The sequence below is a fragment of the Chryseobacterium capnotolerans genome (assembly GCF_021278965.1).
Classification (GTDB): domain Bacteria; phylum Bacteroidota; class Bacteroidia; order Flavobacteriales; family Weeksellaceae; genus Chryseobacterium; species Chryseobacterium capnotolerans.
This window is the reverse complement of the sequence record NZ_CP065589.1, coordinates 1,260,324-1,275,372: the sequence shown is the minus strand read 5'-3', so window position 1 is coordinate 1,275,372 and position 15,049 is coordinate 1,260,324. Positions and strand designations below refer to the sequence as shown.

16 protein-coding genes and 1 pseudogene are annotated in these 15,049 nt (G+C 35.1%); 8 read left to right on the top strand and 9 right to left on the bottom strand.

Features of this window, described 5'->3' with window-relative positions; genetic code table 11:
* Nucleotides 1-26: 26 nt before the first annotated feature.
* The 3 genes from H5J24_RS05950 to H5J24_RS05940 are packed head-to-tail and all read right to left on the bottom strand — an operon-like array spanning nucleotide 27 to nucleotide 3,046.
* The gene (locus H5J24_RS05950) at nucleotides 27-2,117 is read right to left on the bottom strand and encodes a vWA domain-containing protein (protein WP_232816124.1); all 2,091 of its coding nucleotides are present in this window, start codon (nucleotides 2,115-2,117) and stop codon (nucleotides 27-29) included.
* A gap of 44 nt (nucleotides 2,118-2,161) precedes the next feature.
* Complete coding sequence (locus H5J24_RS05945; protein ID WP_232816123.1) at nucleotides 2,162-2,515, bottom strand: hypothetical protein; 354 nt, start codon at nucleotides 2,513-2,515, stop codon at nucleotides 2,162-2,164.
* Nucleotides 2,516-2,527: 12 nt separating this feature from the next.
* A complete protein-coding gene (locus tag H5J24_RS05940; protein ID WP_068943979.1) occupies nucleotides 2,528-3,046 on the bottom strand; it encodes an RNA polymerase sigma factor in 519 nt (172 codons plus the stop codon).
* A gap of 197 nt (nucleotides 3,047-3,243) precedes the next feature.
* On the opposite strand from H5J24_RS05940, the gene H5J24_RS05935 reads away from it, so the two are divergent.
* The 5 genes from H5J24_RS05935 (at nucleotide 3,244) to H5J24_RS05915 (ending at nucleotide 5,899) form a co-directional block, all read left to right on the top strand.
* Complete coding sequence (locus H5J24_RS05935; RefSeq protein ID WP_068943980.1) at nucleotides 3,244-4,446, top strand: C1 family peptidase; 1,203 nt, start codon at nucleotides 3,244-3,246, stop codon at nucleotides 4,444-4,446.
* Between the two features lie 454 nt (nucleotides 4,447-4,900).
* A complete protein-coding gene (locus H5J24_RS05930) occupies nucleotides 4,901-5,056 on the top strand; it encodes a bacteriocin-like protein (protein WP_167387017.1) in 156 nt (51 codons plus the stop codon).
* Between the two features lie 65 nt (nucleotides 5,057-5,121).
* Nucleotides 5,122-5,283 carry a bacteriocin-like protein gene (locus H5J24_RS05925; RefSeq protein WP_167387018.1) on the top strand — a complete coding sequence of 54 codons (162 nt, stop codon included), beginning with the start codon at nucleotides 5,122-5,124 and terminating at the stop codon, nucleotides 5,281-5,283.
* 114 nt (nucleotides 5,284-5,397) lie between these two features.
* Complete coding sequence (locus H5J24_RS05920; RefSeq protein ID WP_167387019.1) at nucleotides 5,398-5,553, top strand: bacteriocin-like protein; 156 nt, start codon at nucleotides 5,398-5,400, stop codon at nucleotides 5,551-5,553.
* 169 nt (nucleotides 5,554-5,722) lie between these two features.
* Complete coding sequence (locus H5J24_RS05915; protein WP_167387020.1) at nucleotides 5,723-5,899, top strand: bacteriocin-like protein; 177 nt, start codon at nucleotides 5,723-5,725, stop codon at nucleotides 5,897-5,899.
* Nucleotides 5,900-6,086: 187 nt separating this feature from the next.
* Here the strand turns inward: H5J24_RS05915 and H5J24_RS05910 are convergent, their stop codons facing one another.
* Nucleotides 6,087-7,148, bottom strand: coding sequence for an NADH:flavin oxidoreductase (locus H5J24_RS05910; protein WP_068943981.1), 1,062 nt, complete (start codon nucleotides 7,146-7,148; stop codon nucleotides 6,087-6,089).
* 122 nt (nucleotides 7,149-7,270) lie between these two features.
* Here H5J24_RS05910 and H5J24_RS05905 point away from each other — a divergent pair, with 122 nt between their 5' ends.
* On the top strand, nucleotides 7,271-7,654 hold the full coding sequence (locus H5J24_RS05905) for a winged helix-turn-helix transcriptional regulator (RefSeq protein WP_068943982.1): 384 nt from the start codon (nucleotides 7,271-7,273) through the stop codon (nucleotides 7,652-7,654).
* Nucleotides 7,655-7,667: 13 nt separating this feature from the next.
* Here the strand turns inward: H5J24_RS05905 and H5J24_RS05900 are convergent, their stop codons facing one another.
* Nucleotides 7,668-8,543: a hypothetical protein gene (locus H5J24_RS05900; RefSeq protein WP_068943983.1), complete on the bottom strand. Its 876-nt coding sequence runs from the start codon at nucleotides 8,541-8,543 to the stop codon at nucleotides 7,668-7,670.
* A 93-nt stretch (nucleotides 8,544-8,636) separates the two neighbouring features.
* Here H5J24_RS05900 and H5J24_RS05895 point away from each other — a divergent pair.
* Nucleotides 8,637-8,843: pseudogene (locus tag H5J24_RS05895) on the top strand (carboxymuconolactone decarboxylase family protein); the annotation flags it as partial.
* Here H5J24_RS05895 and H5J24_RS05890 read toward each other — a convergent pair.
* Entirely contained in the window at nucleotides 8,838-9,956 is a 1,119-nt protein-coding gene (locus H5J24_RS05890; protein ID WP_232816122.1) for a GLPGLI family protein, read from the bottom strand. The pseudogene H5J24_RS05895 and the gene H5J24_RS05890 overlap by 6 nt on opposite strands.
* A 124-nt stretch (nucleotides 9,957-10,080) precedes the next feature.
* Nucleotides 10,081-12,513, bottom strand: coding sequence for an alpha-ketoacid dehydrogenase subunit alpha/beta (locus H5J24_RS05885; RefSeq protein ID WP_068943986.1), 2,433 nt, complete (start codon nucleotides 12,511-12,513; stop codon nucleotides 10,081-10,083).
* A 135-nt stretch (nucleotides 12,514-12,648) separates the two neighbouring features.
* On the opposite strand from H5J24_RS05885, the gene H5J24_RS05880 reads away from it, so the two are divergent.
* Entirely contained in the window at nucleotides 12,649-12,942 is a 294-nt protein-coding gene (locus H5J24_RS05880; RefSeq protein ID WP_068943987.1) for a hypothetical protein, read from the top strand.
* A gap of 1 nt (nucleotide 12,943) precedes the next feature.
* Here H5J24_RS05880 and H5J24_RS05875 read toward each other — a convergent pair whose 3' ends face one another.
* Nucleotides 12,944-13,921, bottom strand: coding sequence for a polyprenyl synthetase family protein (locus tag H5J24_RS05875; RefSeq protein WP_068943988.1), 978 nt, complete (start codon nucleotides 13,919-13,921; stop codon nucleotides 12,944-12,946).
* 73 nt (nucleotides 13,922-13,994) lie between these two features.
* Nucleotides 13,995-14,873, bottom strand: a complete 879-nt coding sequence (locus tag H5J24_RS05870; protein WP_068943989.1) for a hypothetical protein — start codon at nucleotides 14,871-14,873, stop codon at nucleotides 13,995-13,997.
* Nucleotides 14,874-15,049: the final 176 nt, after the last annotated feature.

The following is a 15,049-nucleotide window of genomic DNA, read 5'->3' as shown; positions in this document are numbered from 1 at the left end:
TTCCGGGGAAATTTCTTTTTAAATTATTATTTTTGAATTGATTTATAACTCTCTATCAATCTTATAAACTCTGAACGATAGCCTTCTTCATCTCTACTTTTGCCCTGTCTGGCCAGACTTTCAATATCCGAAAGATTTTTTTGAGTAATCAATCCGGAATTTCTTAACACTAACCCAAACCATGCTACAGAAGAGACAAACTTAAAATCCAGACTGGAAGAAGACGTACTTCTATCAACATTTTTAACAATCTGACTAATCTCCCGGCTGGTATCTTCATCAGGTTTTTTATATCTGAATTTTATAGTTGCCAATTCATCTCCAAATTCTTTCGAAGTGGTATTTTGAGTATACTTCAGGTCGTTTTCTTTGGGAATAAAGTCTGATTTTACATGGACGGGAATCACTTCATACAAAGCAGTAACGGTATGCCCGCTTCCCAATTCCCCGGCATCTATTTTATCATTCACAAAGTCCTCATTTTTCAGTTTCCTATTCTCATAACCAATCAGTCGGTATGATTTTACATATTCAGGATTAAATTCAATCTGGATTTTCACATCTTTGGCTATGGCATACATACTTCCTGCAAATTCTTTTCCTAAAAACTTATTGGCTTCCTGCATATTATCAATATAGGCATAATTCCCATTGCCTTTATCTGCTAGAGTTTCCAAAGTATTATCTTTATAATTCCCCATTCCAAAGCCAAGGCAGGTTAAGAAAACTCCATCTTTTCTTTTATCTTCAATCAGAGTCTTAAGATCAGAGTTTGAAGATATTCCTACATTAAAATCTCCATCAGTCGCAATAATAACACGATTATTTCCCCCTTTTATAAAATTTTCCTGAGCTAATTTATAAGCCAGCTCAATTCCTTCTCCACCTGCGGTACTTCCTCCAGCCTGAAGATGATCCAGCGCCTCAATAATTTTATCTTTTGCTCCTGCTGACATAGGAGGTAAAACTACTCCCGCACTTCCTGCATACACTACAATCCCCACTTTATCTTTAGGTCTCAATTGATCCAGTAATACTTTAAAAGAGGATTTCAATAATGGTAATTTATTTTGTGTACTCATTGATCCTGAAACATCAATAAGAAAAACAAGATTGGATGCAGGCAATAGATCTGATGGTATATTCTTTCCCTGAAGCCCTATTTTCAGCAACTGATGATCCGGATTCCAAGGTGCCTTATTATATTCTGTATTAATAGAAAATGGCTCTCCGTTTTTGGGTTGAGGATAATTATATTTAAAATAGTTGATCATTTCTTCGATTCTTACTGCATTTTTATCAACTTCCTGTCCATTATTAATCATTCTTCTGATATTGGAATAAGAGGCATTATCCACGTCTATAGAAAATGTTGACAAAGGTTGATTTTGCGTTAGTTCAAAAGGGTTTTCAACAAAAGCATCATAGCTTTCATTATTGGACACCGGCGAAATTGGAGCTTGTTTACTAATTTCTTTCTGAAGTTTTTCCATTCTTTTTCTTTCTCTTCTTGAAAGATTTTTAGTCGTTATAACAATCACTCCATTGGCAGCTTTACTTCCGTATATGGCAGTAGCAGAATTGCCTTTTAAAATATTTATACCTTCAATTTTGTTTGGATCTAAACTTTTGAAAACTGCCTCTTCAGTCACTACTCCATTAATAACATATAATGCCTTATTTTCTGCAGTTACAGATGATATTCCTCTGATCATGATCTTATTTTCATTAAGATATCCCAGACTATTATTATTAATTATACTATTCCCCTGGTTACTTACCAATCCACTTTTGGAAGTTGTAATTTGAACCCCTTGAACACTCCCTTGCAATGAAGAATAAACAGCAGGCTGTGAGTTATTCAACATACTTGTAATTGTACTTGAAGCCGTCATAGATTTCTCACTCCTTTTCGTCCCTAATGCCGTGACAACAACTTCCTCAATTTCCTTTGTAGACTCCCCTTTATCTTTCTTTCTAATAAAAGATTCATCCGTTTGATAATATGCTCTTCTATTAGTATATACAGCATCATTCCATTTCTTATCATGTTGATTTTTATAAACATTCGATGTATACAACTGATCAAAAGGTGGAGAAGATAAAGGAAGCTCCATAGAAGACTTGGCAGGTTCAGGTGTTGAATTGGCCGCTAGTTTTTCTATAGGTTTAACAGTATTTTTTCCTTTTTGATATTATTCTTTATTGTACTGTCTATTTTCGCAATATGAGTATCAGCTGCTGGTTCCGGTAAGATTTTGTGTTCTGCCATTTCCGGTTTTACAGGTTGCTCACTATCTTTTTTATTCAGGAAATATAAAGCACCTATTCCTATCATCAGACTTGCTGCTATCCCATAAGGAAACCAGACAGGAATGATTTTCTTTTTTTCTTTTTTCTGATCTAATTTCTCTTCCACTTTTTCCCAAACTTTATCAAAACCAGGAAAAACGGTTGGTTCTTCTGAATGCTTAGAAGCTTCATTGAATTGTTGATCTATATGATTATTTTCCATTGTTGTAAAAGTTTAAATGTTTTGATTCACCAAAAGTTCCTGTAGTTTTTTTCTCGCAAAATTGAGCTGGGACTTTGAAGTTCCTTCACTGATAGAAAGCATAGAAGCAATTTCCTTATGTGGATATCCTTCAATGGCAAAAAGATTAAAAATAGCTCTGCAACCTTCAGGAAGAAAGTTGAGCAGGCTGAGAATATCTTTTTCAAAGGAAATCTGTTCTGTGAGACCTTCTGAAGATCCTATAGAATTCTCTTCCAGCGAAATGAATAAGAATTTATCAGTTCTCAGCTTCTGAAGACATTCATTCACAGTAATTTTTTTTGCCCAAGCTTCAAAAGTATCAGGATTCTGAAGCTGGCCAATCTTTGTGAAGATTTTATAGAAAGTATCGGCCAGTACTTCTTCTATATCTTCATCGTTTTTCAGATAACGTTTGCAGACTGAGTATAGCCTGCCCGCCATTTTTTCGTAGACTTTCCGCTGTGCTTTGCGATCGTTACGCTGACATTCTAATAATAATTCTCGTTCCATAGTCAGGAGTTATATTATAATAGATGCAGGAATTTTAGCTGGGGTTGGAAACATGATCAACTTTTTTAAAACAAAAGATTAATTTTAAATTTGCCGTATTCGTTTTTCAATAATATTTTAATTTCAAATTTAACTTTTCCCTTTGTAACAAATCTCTATTATTAACGACTATTAACGTAAATAATCTTTTTATAGTAATGAAAAATGCGAAAATGGCATCATTACTTTTTGTTTTGTCTGCAGGAAGTATGATGTTTGCCCAAGATGACTTAATTAACAAGTTAAAAAACAACCACTCACAAAATGCTAATTTTCAGTTCACAACGTTAAAAGACGTTGGGGCTACTTCTGTAAAGAACCAGGGTTCATCAGGAACTTGCTGGAGCTACTCAGGAAACTCTTTCCTTGAATCTGAAATGCAGAGAATGGGCAAAAAACCTGTAGATCTTGCTGAAATCTTTACCGCAAGAAATTCTTACCATGATAAAGCTAAGTTATATGTTTTAAATAACGGTGCTATCAGCTGGGGTGACGGTGGAGAACTTCACGATGTTGTCAATATGTATAAGAAGTATGGGGCGGTTCCACAGGATGTGTATTCTGGATTAAAAGCTGGACAAACAACCAACAATTTCAAAGAAATGCAAGGAAAGTTAAAGCCGGTTCTTGACAGCCTTGTTCAAGCTTCTTCTAAAGGAAAACTTACTGACAACTGGATGGATTCTGTAGATACTATTCTTGATGAATATTTAGGAAAAGTACCTGCTAACTTCACGTATGAAGGGAAAAACTATACACCAAAGACTTTTGCTAAAGAAGTAGTAGGAATAAACCCTGAAGATTATGTAGAACTATCTTCTTATAAAGATTATCCTTACTACCAGAAGTTTGTAGTTCCAATTCCTGACAACTGGAGCCATGATTCTGACTGGAATGTACCGATGAAAGATCTTACAGCAATCATTGACAATGCCGTAACTAAAGGGTATTCTGTAGGTTGGGCAACTGACGTTTCTGAGCCTTATTTCTCTTACAAAAACGGAGTGGCTTATGTTCCGGATATGGATTTAGATCAAATCAATACAGAGAACAAGCAGACTTTATTTACAGAGCCTAAAAAGGATAAAACCATCACTGAGGATATGCGTCAAAAAGGCCTTAACAACCTTTCTACAACGGATGATCATGGGATGCATATCGTAGGATTGGCAAAAGATCAGACTGGGAAGGAATATTATATGGTGAAAAACTCCTGGGGAGTAACCAATGACTTCGCAGGATATCTGTATGTAACAAGACCTTATGTTGAATATAAGTCTACAGCTATTTTGGTTCACAAAAATGCGATTCCAAAGAATATCTTAAAGCAGTTGAAACCAACTAAGAACATTGGTTTATAAGAAATCACTTCTGCCATCTGATGTGGCAGTTTTAGATATTTAAATCTGTTAAAAAACGCGCTTCCATGATGATGGAAGCGCGTTTATTTTGATGGATAGATTATTTCTCGATAATATGAAGATAATAATCTGACAAAGAGTAAATCTCAGGCTTTACACCTGGTTTATAATCAATGATCAGCCGCTTATTTTTATCAAGCATGTAGTTTTTTCTTGGAAAACCAATGATTCTATAACCAGTATAAATGGTTGCAGGGGTAACTTCAAATATTTCCGCTGAATAATAGTTAGCATCATACTATTAAGTTCTTCAATTTGAAAAATTAATCGATGTACAAATAAAGTAAAAAGCGTTTCTATCTATAAAATTCAAACTCTTTGCACTATTTCAAACAAAGTATTGCGAGATTAATAAAAAATATTACATTTGTAACACCAAACAAATCACTACAATATGAAAAATAGTAAGAAATTAGCAAAATCAGATCTAAAGAAAATCAATGGCGGTAATGCTCCGGAATGTCCAACAGGGACCCAGGCATGTTACTATACAGGTAAAGATGGATCTCAAAGATGGAGATGTATTTCTGAAACGGCTGAGTGCCCTTAATCTCTTAAAGTAGTTATTCAATATTCGGAAATATTCATTAATACTAAAACTAAAAATTATTACCTATGAAAAATTTAAAAAAATTAGCAACATCAGAACTCAAGAAAATTCATGGTGGAAATGCTCCGGTATGCGAACCTGGAGAAATAGCATGCAGATATCCTGCGGCAGATGGCTATCCTGCTTATTGGGATTGTGTACCTGCGGCATACGGATGCAGACGTTAAGAACTACTTCTGAGTTCGAAAAACGGTTTATTTTGAACCTAAAAGAAACTGTAAATAGTTTTTTTAAAAAAATCTGTAAAAAAATAATACCCAAACCTCTAATAATTATTAAACATGAAAAATTTAAAAAAATTAGCAAAATCAGAATTAAAGAATATCAATGGTGGGAATGCTCCAGTATGTGAACCAGGAGCAAGAGCTTGCCGATATAAAGCAGAAAATGGACAACCAGCCTACTGGAGCTGTGTGGCAGTAGAATATCCATGTTGATTCTAAGAAATATTAAAAAAGTAAAAGTGCTTTCAAAGTTTTGAAAGCGCTTTTTTTAACTTTAAATAAAACAAATACAAATTATATCACAATACTGTGCAAAGTATTGCAACATTTCAGAAAAATATTATATTTGTCTCTTAACAAACTAATATCAAAATTACTCAACATGAAAAATCTAAAAAAATTAGCAAAGTCCCAATTAAAAGAAATTAATGGTGGAGCAACTCCTAATATCGTTTGCCGTCCCGGAACTATTGCCTGTCCTTACAAAGAACCAGGATTTCCAATGTACTGGATCTGTGAATCAGCTGCCACAGCATGTGGATACCAAGATAATCTTTAAAAATAAAAACCGGCTTTCAGAATTTTCTGAAAGCCGATTCTTTAATAAATAGGTGAAAATTAAATATAAAATAAAGTGAATTATGATGATAATATGAATAGTAAATGGTCAATTTTACCTCGCAAGTGAATAAAATATGCTGTTAAAAAATTGACAGCGAAGCTTATCAGCCATTTACTCTATCCTATTAAAATAATACGCTCATACTTTCTGCTGTAAAGTCCAGAATATCTCCTGTATTGCCATCTTTGATCTTTTTTACCCACTGATAGTCCTGCAAAATAGCACGTCCTACCGCTACAAGATCAAATTCTTCATTGTCTAGTCTTCTTATCAATTCTGTAAGATCTGTTTTCTCAGTTCCCTGCCCTGCGAATGCATTCAAGAAATCACCATTCAGTCCTACAGAACCAACAGTAATCGTTGGCTGCCCTGTGATTTTTTTCGCCCATCCCGCAAAGTTCAAATCAGAACCATCAAACTCAGGTTCCCAAAAACGACGCTGTGAACAATGGAAAATATCAACTCCTGCTTCTTTTAATGGCAATAACCAATCTTCCATTTCATTGGGTGTAAGAGCAAGCTTCGTTTTATAATCCTGCTGCTTCCATTGGGAAAGACGAATGATAATGGTAAAGTCCTCTCCTACTGCTGCTCTTATGGCTTTCACTACTTCAACAGCAAAACGGCTTCTTTCCTTTAAAGTTTTCCCACCATATTCATCAGTTCTTGTATTGGTTACTTCCCAGAAAAACTGATCAATAAGATAGCCATGTGCTCCATGAATTTCAAGACAGTCGAAGCCAAGATCCTTCGCAGATTTAGCTGAAGCAGCAAACTGTGCAATGGTATCCTGAATATCTTCAATAGTCATTGTAGAAGCTTTTTCCATAGGCAATAACGGATAATCTTCAGCCATTCTGGTATCTCCAACATGCCAGATCTGAGGTCCCATTTTTCCGCCATTCTGATGTACGGTATCAATTACGTTTTTCCAGCCGTTTAAGGCTTCAGTTCCATAAAAATCCGGAATATTCTGCAGGTTTTTGGATGCAGGTCTGTTGATGACTGTTCCTTCTGAAAGGATCAATCCAACTTCTGAAGCGGCTCTTCTTCCATAGTAGTCTGCTATTTTCTGTGTTGGAACTCCATTATCAGACTGTGCTCTGGTCATAGGAGCCATTACAATTCTATTTTTAAGGTGTAGATTCTTGTATTGAAACGGTTTAAATAATGATGATGTGCTCATATTTAAAATAACATTTTATAATTGTTACACAAAGTAACTAATAATAGTTTGTTTTTGTATCTTTTATTAAAAAAATAGTGGTAACTTCGCAGTAACTTACATTAGTAACATTAAAGTAACGTATGAAAAAGAATGAATTAATGCAATACAGCTGTCCCTTAGGAAAGGCAATGGCCGCCTTGGGAAGCAAATGGAAACCAATTATTGTATTGGTGATTAAAGACCGAAAGTTGCGTTTTGGAGAGCTTGCAGTACGCATTAATGTGATCTCCAGAAAGGTATTGACCGATCAGCTGCGTGAAATGGAAACTGATGGTTTGGTAATTCGTGAAGAGTTTAAAGAGCTGCCTCCAAGAGTAGAATATTCTCTTACTGAAAAAGGGTTAGCATTATTGCCTATTTTGTATCTTTTGGAAGAATGGGAAGCGAAATATCAGGTGAAAGGAACTTATTCGGAAGATTGTATAGAATTGATTAAGGAAAAGAAAAAGGCTGCTAAAATCTAATTTTATTGACCTCTTACTTAAAACAAACTCTAAAATTATTTTCAACTCTGGTTAGCGTGTTTTTATATTTCCCTGGCCTCCATTTGGAATAATCGGTCAAAATTTTGTTTTTCGCAAGATTCTCCAGTTCATTCTTGTACTTTTCATTCCTATTAAAACCACTTACCCAGTTTTCATTCTTTAAATTGCTGATAGTTCCATCTTTTTCAACAATAAAACTGAGATCAATGAAAGGATAGGTATCTAACTCATATTGCAAAGGAAGCCCTGTCTGAACAAGCAGAACATCCTCTTTCTTGGTAACCTTATTTTCTTGTATCAAATTGGGTTTCTCTTCTTCTGATAGGTCATAAACACTTAAGATTTTTGTTCCGGTTTTAATCTTTTCAATCATCAATTCTTCAGCTGCCTGTTCAATTTTCTTACCAAAATCTTTTCCGTGAATTTCCTCCATTTTTAAATCAACCAAGGCTTTGTAACATCCCTGAATTTGCCCATCGATAACAACACAGCTATAGTCATTATTGATTACTTTAAAATGATTCTTTGTTGCATATTCTATTCTTTCATCTGCATAAGGAGGTGTTTTGCAGCCAAAACAAGATGTTGTTACATAAATATTTTTATATTTTTTCAAATCTTTCTTAGCCCTTTCAATATCATCTTTACACATTCTATCATTTAAACTTGGATTTTTCACATAGCTTCGCAGAAATTCCTCAGAGTTTAGAAGCGGTTCTTCAAAATCTGAAGGTTGCTTTTCCACAGGTTTTGTATGATCCTTACATCCTGACAGCAACAGTGCGAAAAAAAAATAAGGGAGAATTTTCATGGTAATTTCTGGTGTTCCTTGCTTCAAATATACAAATTCCAGTCCTGGTATTTTCATCACCTACTTTCAAAAAGGTTAGTATAGCACGAAAAAGTAAGTATATCGTTTTACAACTATTTCTGACCCAAATTTGCAGAAATAATTTTCACTATGAATTACAAAGAAATTGCAAAACAAACCATTGGAAATCTTTATAAAGCCCACACCAGCATCAGAAAGTCCGGTATTGATGAAAAACTGATTGCATTAGCAGAACTACGGGTATCGCAAATTAACGGATGTGCTTACTGCTGTAGTTATCACGCCAAAGAACTTCTTAATTTTGGTATTGAACAAGATGTGATCAACAAATTACCTGGATGGAAACATACCAATGCCTTTGATGTAAAACAAAAGCTCGTTTTGAGCTGGGCAGAAGCTATTACTTACAACAATGATAATGAGCAGGAAATCAAGGAAAGGGTACTCCAGCATTTTACAGAAAGAGAATTTGTAGAACTGACTGCAAGTATAACTTTGATGAGTACTTTGAATAAACTGAGGATTTCTTTGGCTGAACAGAATTAATATTAAATGGGCTGTTGCATAGGACAGCCTGTTATTTAACCTGATATAAGCTATTCCAGTTCTATAGGGTTTAAATACTTTCTGTTCAGGTCTAATTCTTTCTGCCTTTGATTGATCTTTTCCTGGCCCCCCTAAGATAGTAGTTCCGGAACTTGCCAACACAGCTGCTATATTTTCATTATTGGCTTTTAGTGCCTGTTGAAATTTCGGTTGAGTAGTCTCAATAGCTCCTGTATATCGGGTTTTCTTTATATTGATCAACTTCCCTTCCAGTTCAGAAGTAGGTACAGATTTTACAAGTTCAAAATCATACTCATTTTTATCATCTGTTATTTTAATAATTAAACCAGGTAATCCACTAAATTTATAGGGACCATAAGGTAACGGAATTTCGGCCGCGTACCAGGCTGTCCAATTTCTTCCCTTATAGGTAATTGTTGCTTTTTTACAGTTGAATGTATTAATGATTTTTGTTTCATCTATAAGCTTCCAATTCCCTATTACAGGCTCTTTATAAGTAAGTACTGACATTCCGACCTGTTGAAAGTATTGCACTTTATCATTGGATTGTATGATGGTATAGGAAAATTTTGTTTTTGGTAGTGATGTACCGTTTTTGAAACCCATGACTATACTTCCATCAGGATTTTTGGTGGATACAATAGAATTCGCCATCACTGTATCTTTTTTAAGAGATTGGGTACTCGCAAAAAAAGCACGATTTTCACCTATGTATAAAGAGAAAAATTCTTCGTGCACATAATCTGGAGTCTGAGTATTGAGTTTGGCTTTTAATATATAAGTAAAATTCCCACGGATAACATCATGTTTGTCTGATTGAGAATAGAATAAAATACTGAAAAATAAAACTGATAATTGAAATAATCTTTTAATGTAATTCATGGATAGCGTTTTCACTATAAAAATGCACATATTTTTATAATTACAAAAACAAAATTGAATAATTCCCTATAAAAAAACCGCTTTCAATAGCTGAAAGCGGTTTATAATTTATCTTTAATCCTAATTAGAATATCGCTGGATATTTCTGAGGATTGGTCTCGTTAAACATAGCGTAGATCTTTTCTACCATATCGTCTGCAGACGGCTTACTGAAATAGTCACCATCACTTGCATACGCTGGTCTGTGATCGTTAGCAGAGATCGTTAGCGGATCTGAATCTAAGTATCTGAAAGCTTTTTGCTTTTCTAAGATCTGCTGTAAGATGAATCCTGTAGTTCCTCCCTCAACGTCTTCGTCAATCACAACTAATCTATTTGTCTTCTTAACGCTTTCAGCAATTTCGTGAGATAAATCGAAAGGAATTAATGACTGGATATCAATTACTTCTGCAGAAATTCCCAATTTTTCTAACTCGTTAGCTGCTTCTGTCACAATTCTCCATGTAGAACCGTAAGTGACTAAAGTAACGTCTTTTCCTTCTTTTGTTACTTCAATTTTACCTACAGGAACTGTGAATTCTCCTAAGTTATCCGGTTGCTTCTCTTTCAATCTGTATCCGTTCAGACATTCTACGATGATCGCAGGTTCGTCAGCCTGAAGCATGGTGTTATAGAATCCAGCTGCTTTCGTAAGGCTTCTCGGTACCAATACTAAAATACCTTTTGAAAGGTTAAGAATCCCCGCCATTGGAGAACCTGAGTGCCAGATACCTTCTAATCTGTGGCCTCTTGTTCTGATGATTAATGGAGCTTTCTGACCTCCTTTCGTTCTGTAATGTACTGTAGCAAGATCATCACTCATTCCCTGTAGACAGTAAAGAACGTAGTCTAGGTACTGGATTTCAGCGATAGGTCTAAGCCCTCTCATCGCCATCCCAATTCCTTGTCCAAGAATTGTAGCTTCACGGATTCCGGTATCAGCGATACGTAGTGCTCCGTATTTCTCCTGCATTCCTTCCAATCCCTGGTTTACGTCACCGATATTTCCGGTATCTTCTCCAAAGATTAATGTTTCAGGATATTTTTCAAAGATTTTATCAAAGTTATTTCTGATCACTACTCTTCCATCTACATCTTCAGAGCTGTCTGAATATACAGGTTTAATTTCCTGAATGTTTTCAGCTTTCCATTCAGACTGAGAGTACAAGTGAGAAGAATAGTTATCTTTTTCGATTTCAAATACTTCATGGTACTTCTGCATCAATTGGCTTCTTTCTGCAGACTGAGTCCCTCTTGTTGCCAATAAAGATTTTCTTGCCAAATGGAAGACATCTTTCTTAGCTTTTGAAACCAATTTATTGAAGTGAGTAAGCGCTGTTTCTACTTCAGCATTCTGACCTTTAATATTTTCTACTAAAGGAACAATAGACTGAATTAATTCTTTAATAGCTCTTTGATAGTTTTCCCAAGCTGTTTTTTGTCCAGCCTTAGCTGTTTTTTTAGCTTCTTCATCAATGGCTTCCAATTCTTCAGCAGTAGCAATTACTTCTTCTTTTCCATCAATTTCAATAGAATAGTTCAGAATCCACTCTTTGAACTTCACCAATCCATCAAACTCAGCTTCCCAAGCTAAACGTGCTTCATTTTTATATCTTTCGTGAGATCCTGATGTAGAATGCCCTTGAGGCTGGGTAACATCTACCACGTGTACTACTACAGGGACACTTTCTGTTCTTGCAAAATGCTCTGCCTTCGCATAAGCATCCAATAATGCTGCATAATCCCAAGCTTTCACCTGGATGATTTCACAACCTTGATTCTCTCCTTCTTTTCTTTGGAAACCGCTTAGCATTTCACTGATATCAGCTTTTGCTCTCTGGTTTTTAGTAGGAACAGAAATTCCGTATCCGTCATCCCAGATCGATACAATCATAGGAACCTGAAGTGCACAAGCAGCATTCAATGTTTCCCAGAAGTGGCCTTCTGCTGTAGAAGCATCACCTATTGTTCCGAAAGCAATCTCATTTCCTTCTCTTGAAAACTTCTCAGAACCGTCAAATTTTACATTTTTATAGATAGTAGAAGCCTGAGCCAATCCTAATAATCTTGGCATCTGGCCTGCTGTAGGAGAAATATCGGAAGAAATGTTTTTCTGTGCTGTTAAATCTTTCCAGCTTCCGTCTTCATTTAAACTTCTTGTAGCAAAGTGCCCGTTCATTTGTCTTCCTGCTGAAGCCGGCTCTCTTTCTACACTTGTATCAGCATACATCTGTGCAAAGAAACTTTCTGCGGTTAAGGCATTAATGGCCAATGCAAAAGTCTGGTCTCTGTAATACCCTGAACGGAAGTCTCCATTTCTGAAAACTTTCGCCATTGCAAGCTGAGGAAGTTCCTTTCCATCCCCAAAAATTCCAAATTTAGCTTTTCCAGTAAGTACCTCTCTCCTTCCGAGATAAGACATTTCACGAGAAACTCTTCCTAGCCTGTAATCATCAAGTATTTGATTTTTAAAGTCCTGGAAGGATATTTGCTGTGTTTCAATATAGGTTGTTTGCATAGCTAAGTAAAAAAGTTTTTGTTCTTCAAGTATTCCGCTAATATACACTTTTTAAATTAATTTTAATTTTTAATAATCTTTTTTAAAAATTTGATAATAAAAAAATTGTGCTTTATTTTGAAAAAAATTGTAAAGATGGAAAAAAAATCACCTCATATTCTGAATGCATCCAGCAATCTTTTAGGGTTTTCGTTGATTATTATCACCTCATTAAAAATCGCTAAGATCAGCCACAATACATATTTAGACGAATTTGCAGGACTGGCCTGTATTCTTTTTGCATGCAGCTGTTTCTTTTCATTTCTTGCGATCAGAACAGGAAATAAAAGGCGGGAATACTCATTTGAGAGCATTGCGGATTATTTATTTTTAATTGCTTTATTTTGTATAGTTCTAGCCGTTATTATTGTAACCCTGAAAATTATTTAATTTAAAATTTTCTCTCAATTACATAATCCAGCATAATGTGTAAAGACTTTCTTGCTTCAGATTCCGGGAATTCATTCAGGATATCTTTTGCCTTTTGTTGGAAATCTTTCATTACCGTAACAGCGTATTCCAATCCACCGGAATTTTTAACGAACTCTATCAGTTCTTTTACGCGTTTTGGATTGTTATTATAACGCTTAATGGTATCGAAATAGTATTTTCTGTCCTTTTCGCCGGCAATTTTAAGGGTATGAATTAAAGGCAGCGTCATTTTCTGTTCTTTAATATCAATTCCAACCGGCTTACCAATGACATTAGAACTTAAATAATCAAAAAGATCATCTTTGATCTGGAAAGCCATTCCTGTAAATGTTCCGAAGTCCATCATCTTCTTAGCAAGGGCTTCGTCTGCATTATTGGAAAGCACCCCTATCTCACAACAGGCAGCAATTAAAGTAGCCGTTTTCTGACGAATAATTTCATAATAAACATCTTCCGTAATATCCAGTTTTCTTGCTTTTTCTAACTGAAGAAGCTCTCCTTCAGACATTTCACGGATCGTTCTTGAAATCACCCCCAATAAATCGTAATCTTTATGGTCTGTAGATAATAATACGGATTTTGACAACAGATAATCTCCTACCAAAACGGCAATCTTATTCTTCCATAAAGCATTAATAGAAAAGAAATTACGACGTTTAAAACTTTCATCCACCACATCATCATGCACCAAAGTAGCAGTATGAATAAGCTCAATCATGGAGGCTCCACGATAGGTTTTTTCGGTAACATTTCCTGTCAGCTTGGCACAAAGAAAGACAAACATAGGACGCATCTGCTTCCCTTTGGTGGTAACAATAAAACGGGTTACTTTATCTAATAAAGCTACTTTACTCTGCATTGACTCATAAAACTTCTGTTCAAAAAGTTTCATTTCATCATTGATCGGTCGTTTAATTTCTTCTACTGTATTTGCCAAAATCTGCGAATGCTGGGTGAATAATCGTTAATTATCACAAAGATAATTTTTTTCGCTCAATTTTAAGAGAAAATTAATCCTTGAGTTGCTCTTTGGGGATAAAATAAAGGGAGGACTTTGTCTTTCCCAATGGAGATTTAAACTTTTCTCCTGAAATAGAAATTCCTGTTTCATCTACGGCAATCCCTTCAATCTGCCCTATCGACAGGGCACTTCCTAAATAATAATGTTTTGGTCTTTCTTTAAAAAATATTCCTGGTTCAGTTTCTGTAAAAACATCCATAAACACCTCTGTTTTCTTGCTATAACCTACCAAATAAAGCTTTTTATCAAAGTAAGCAGCATCGGTTACCATAAAGTTTGTTTTATAGGTTTCTGCCTTTACAGCATCCTGTTTTTCGTTCAGTTCAGGATCAATGACATAATGCACCGTTGATTTTGAAACCCATTCTTTGGTAAAAAGATGAAGTTTTCCATGGGCATACACCATAGCTTCTGCATCATAGTCGGTATTAAAATAACTTGATTTATAATCAGTTTGCTCCGGATAATGGAATTTAATTTCTTTTACCTGATTATTTAGCAGGCTATCTCCTTGAAAAGGAACTTTAAAAATAGTAAGATGTCTTCTGCTTCCGTCATTATTTCCGAAATCTCCAATATAAAAATTGTTGCCGTCATTTGTTAACGCTTCCCAATCGGTATTTTTAGCATTTACTTGTAGAGTTTTGATTATTTCTCCGGAAGTTTTATTGATTTCAAACAGTTCCGGAGCGTTTCCACTGTCATTAAAAGTATATAATTTTCCATTAAAAATAGTAAGTCCGGAGGTCTCCTGGATTTTATCATCCAAATGGTTGATTCTGTATCTCTTTATTTTCAGAAAATCGGTCTGTTGTGAAAATGCAGTTTGAAAGGCAAGAAAAGCCAATAGCAGAAATGTTCTTTTCATAATGTAAAAATAGGACTTTTAGTTTAAATGGAAGGTTGCTGAGCTGATGTGGGTTAGAATTTCTTGATGAGTTACAAGGGGTGTGATTCTATTTTGAAGTTTGGAAGTATAAGTATTACATACGAAAAGGAAGAAAAAAGAAAGACGAGCAAAAAGCCCGTCCTTCTTAGAGATTT

Coding starts and splice junctions, on each gene's coding strand:
- H5J24_RS05890 (WP_232816122.1), bottom strand. CDS start 9,956: ATGAATTACATTAAAAGATTATTTCAATTATCAGTTTTATTTTTCAGT.
- H5J24_RS05920 (WP_167387019.1), top strand. CDS start 5,398: ATGAAAAATTTAAAAAAATTAGCAAAATCAGAATTAAAGAATATCAAT.
- H5J24_RS05870 (WP_068943989.1), bottom strand. CDS start 14,873: ATGAAAAGAACATTTCTGCTATTGGCTTTTCTTGCCTTTCAAACTGCA.
- H5J24_RS05905 (WP_068943982.1), top strand. CDS start 7,271: ATGAAAAAGAATGAATTAATGCAATACAGCTGTCCCTTAGGAAAGGCA.
- H5J24_RS05935 (WP_068943980.1), top strand. CDS start 3,244: ATGAAAAATGCGAAAATGGCATCATTACTTTTTGTTTTGTCTGCAGGA.
- H5J24_RS05880 (WP_068943987.1), top strand. CDS start 12,649: ATGGAAAAAAAATCACCTCATATTCTGAATGCATCCAGCAATCTTTTA.
- H5J24_RS05940 (WP_068943979.1), bottom strand. CDS start 3,046: ATGGAACGAGAATTATTATTAGAATGTCAGCGTAACGATCGCAAAGCA.
- H5J24_RS05950 (WP_232816124.1), bottom strand. CDS start 2,117: ATGGAGCTTCCTTTATCTTCTCCACCTTTTGATCAGTTGTATACATCG.
- H5J24_RS05885 (WP_068943986.1), bottom strand. CDS start 12,513: ATGCAAACAACCTATATTGAAACACAGCAAATATCCTTCCAGGACTTT.
- H5J24_RS05945 (WP_232816123.1), bottom strand. CDS start 2,515: ATGGAAAATAATCATATAGATCAACAATTCAATGAAGCTTCTAAGCAT.
- H5J24_RS05925 (WP_167387018.1), top strand. CDS start 5,122: ATGAAAAATTTAAAAAAATTAGCAACATCAGAACTCAAGAAAATTCAT.
- H5J24_RS05900 (WP_068943983.1), bottom strand. CDS start 8,543: ATGAAAATACCAGGACTGGAATTTGTATATTTGAAGCAAGGAACACCA.
- H5J24_RS05930 (WP_167387017.1), top strand. CDS start 4,901: ATGAAAAATAGTAAGAAATTAGCAAAATCAGATCTAAAGAAAATCAAT.
- H5J24_RS05910 (WP_068943981.1), bottom strand. CDS start 7,148: ATGAGCACATCATCATTATTTAAACCGTTTCAATACAAGAATCTACAC.
- H5J24_RS05915 (WP_167387020.1), top strand. CDS start 5,723: ATGAAAAATCTAAAAAAATTAGCAAAGTCCCAATTAAAAGAAATTAAT.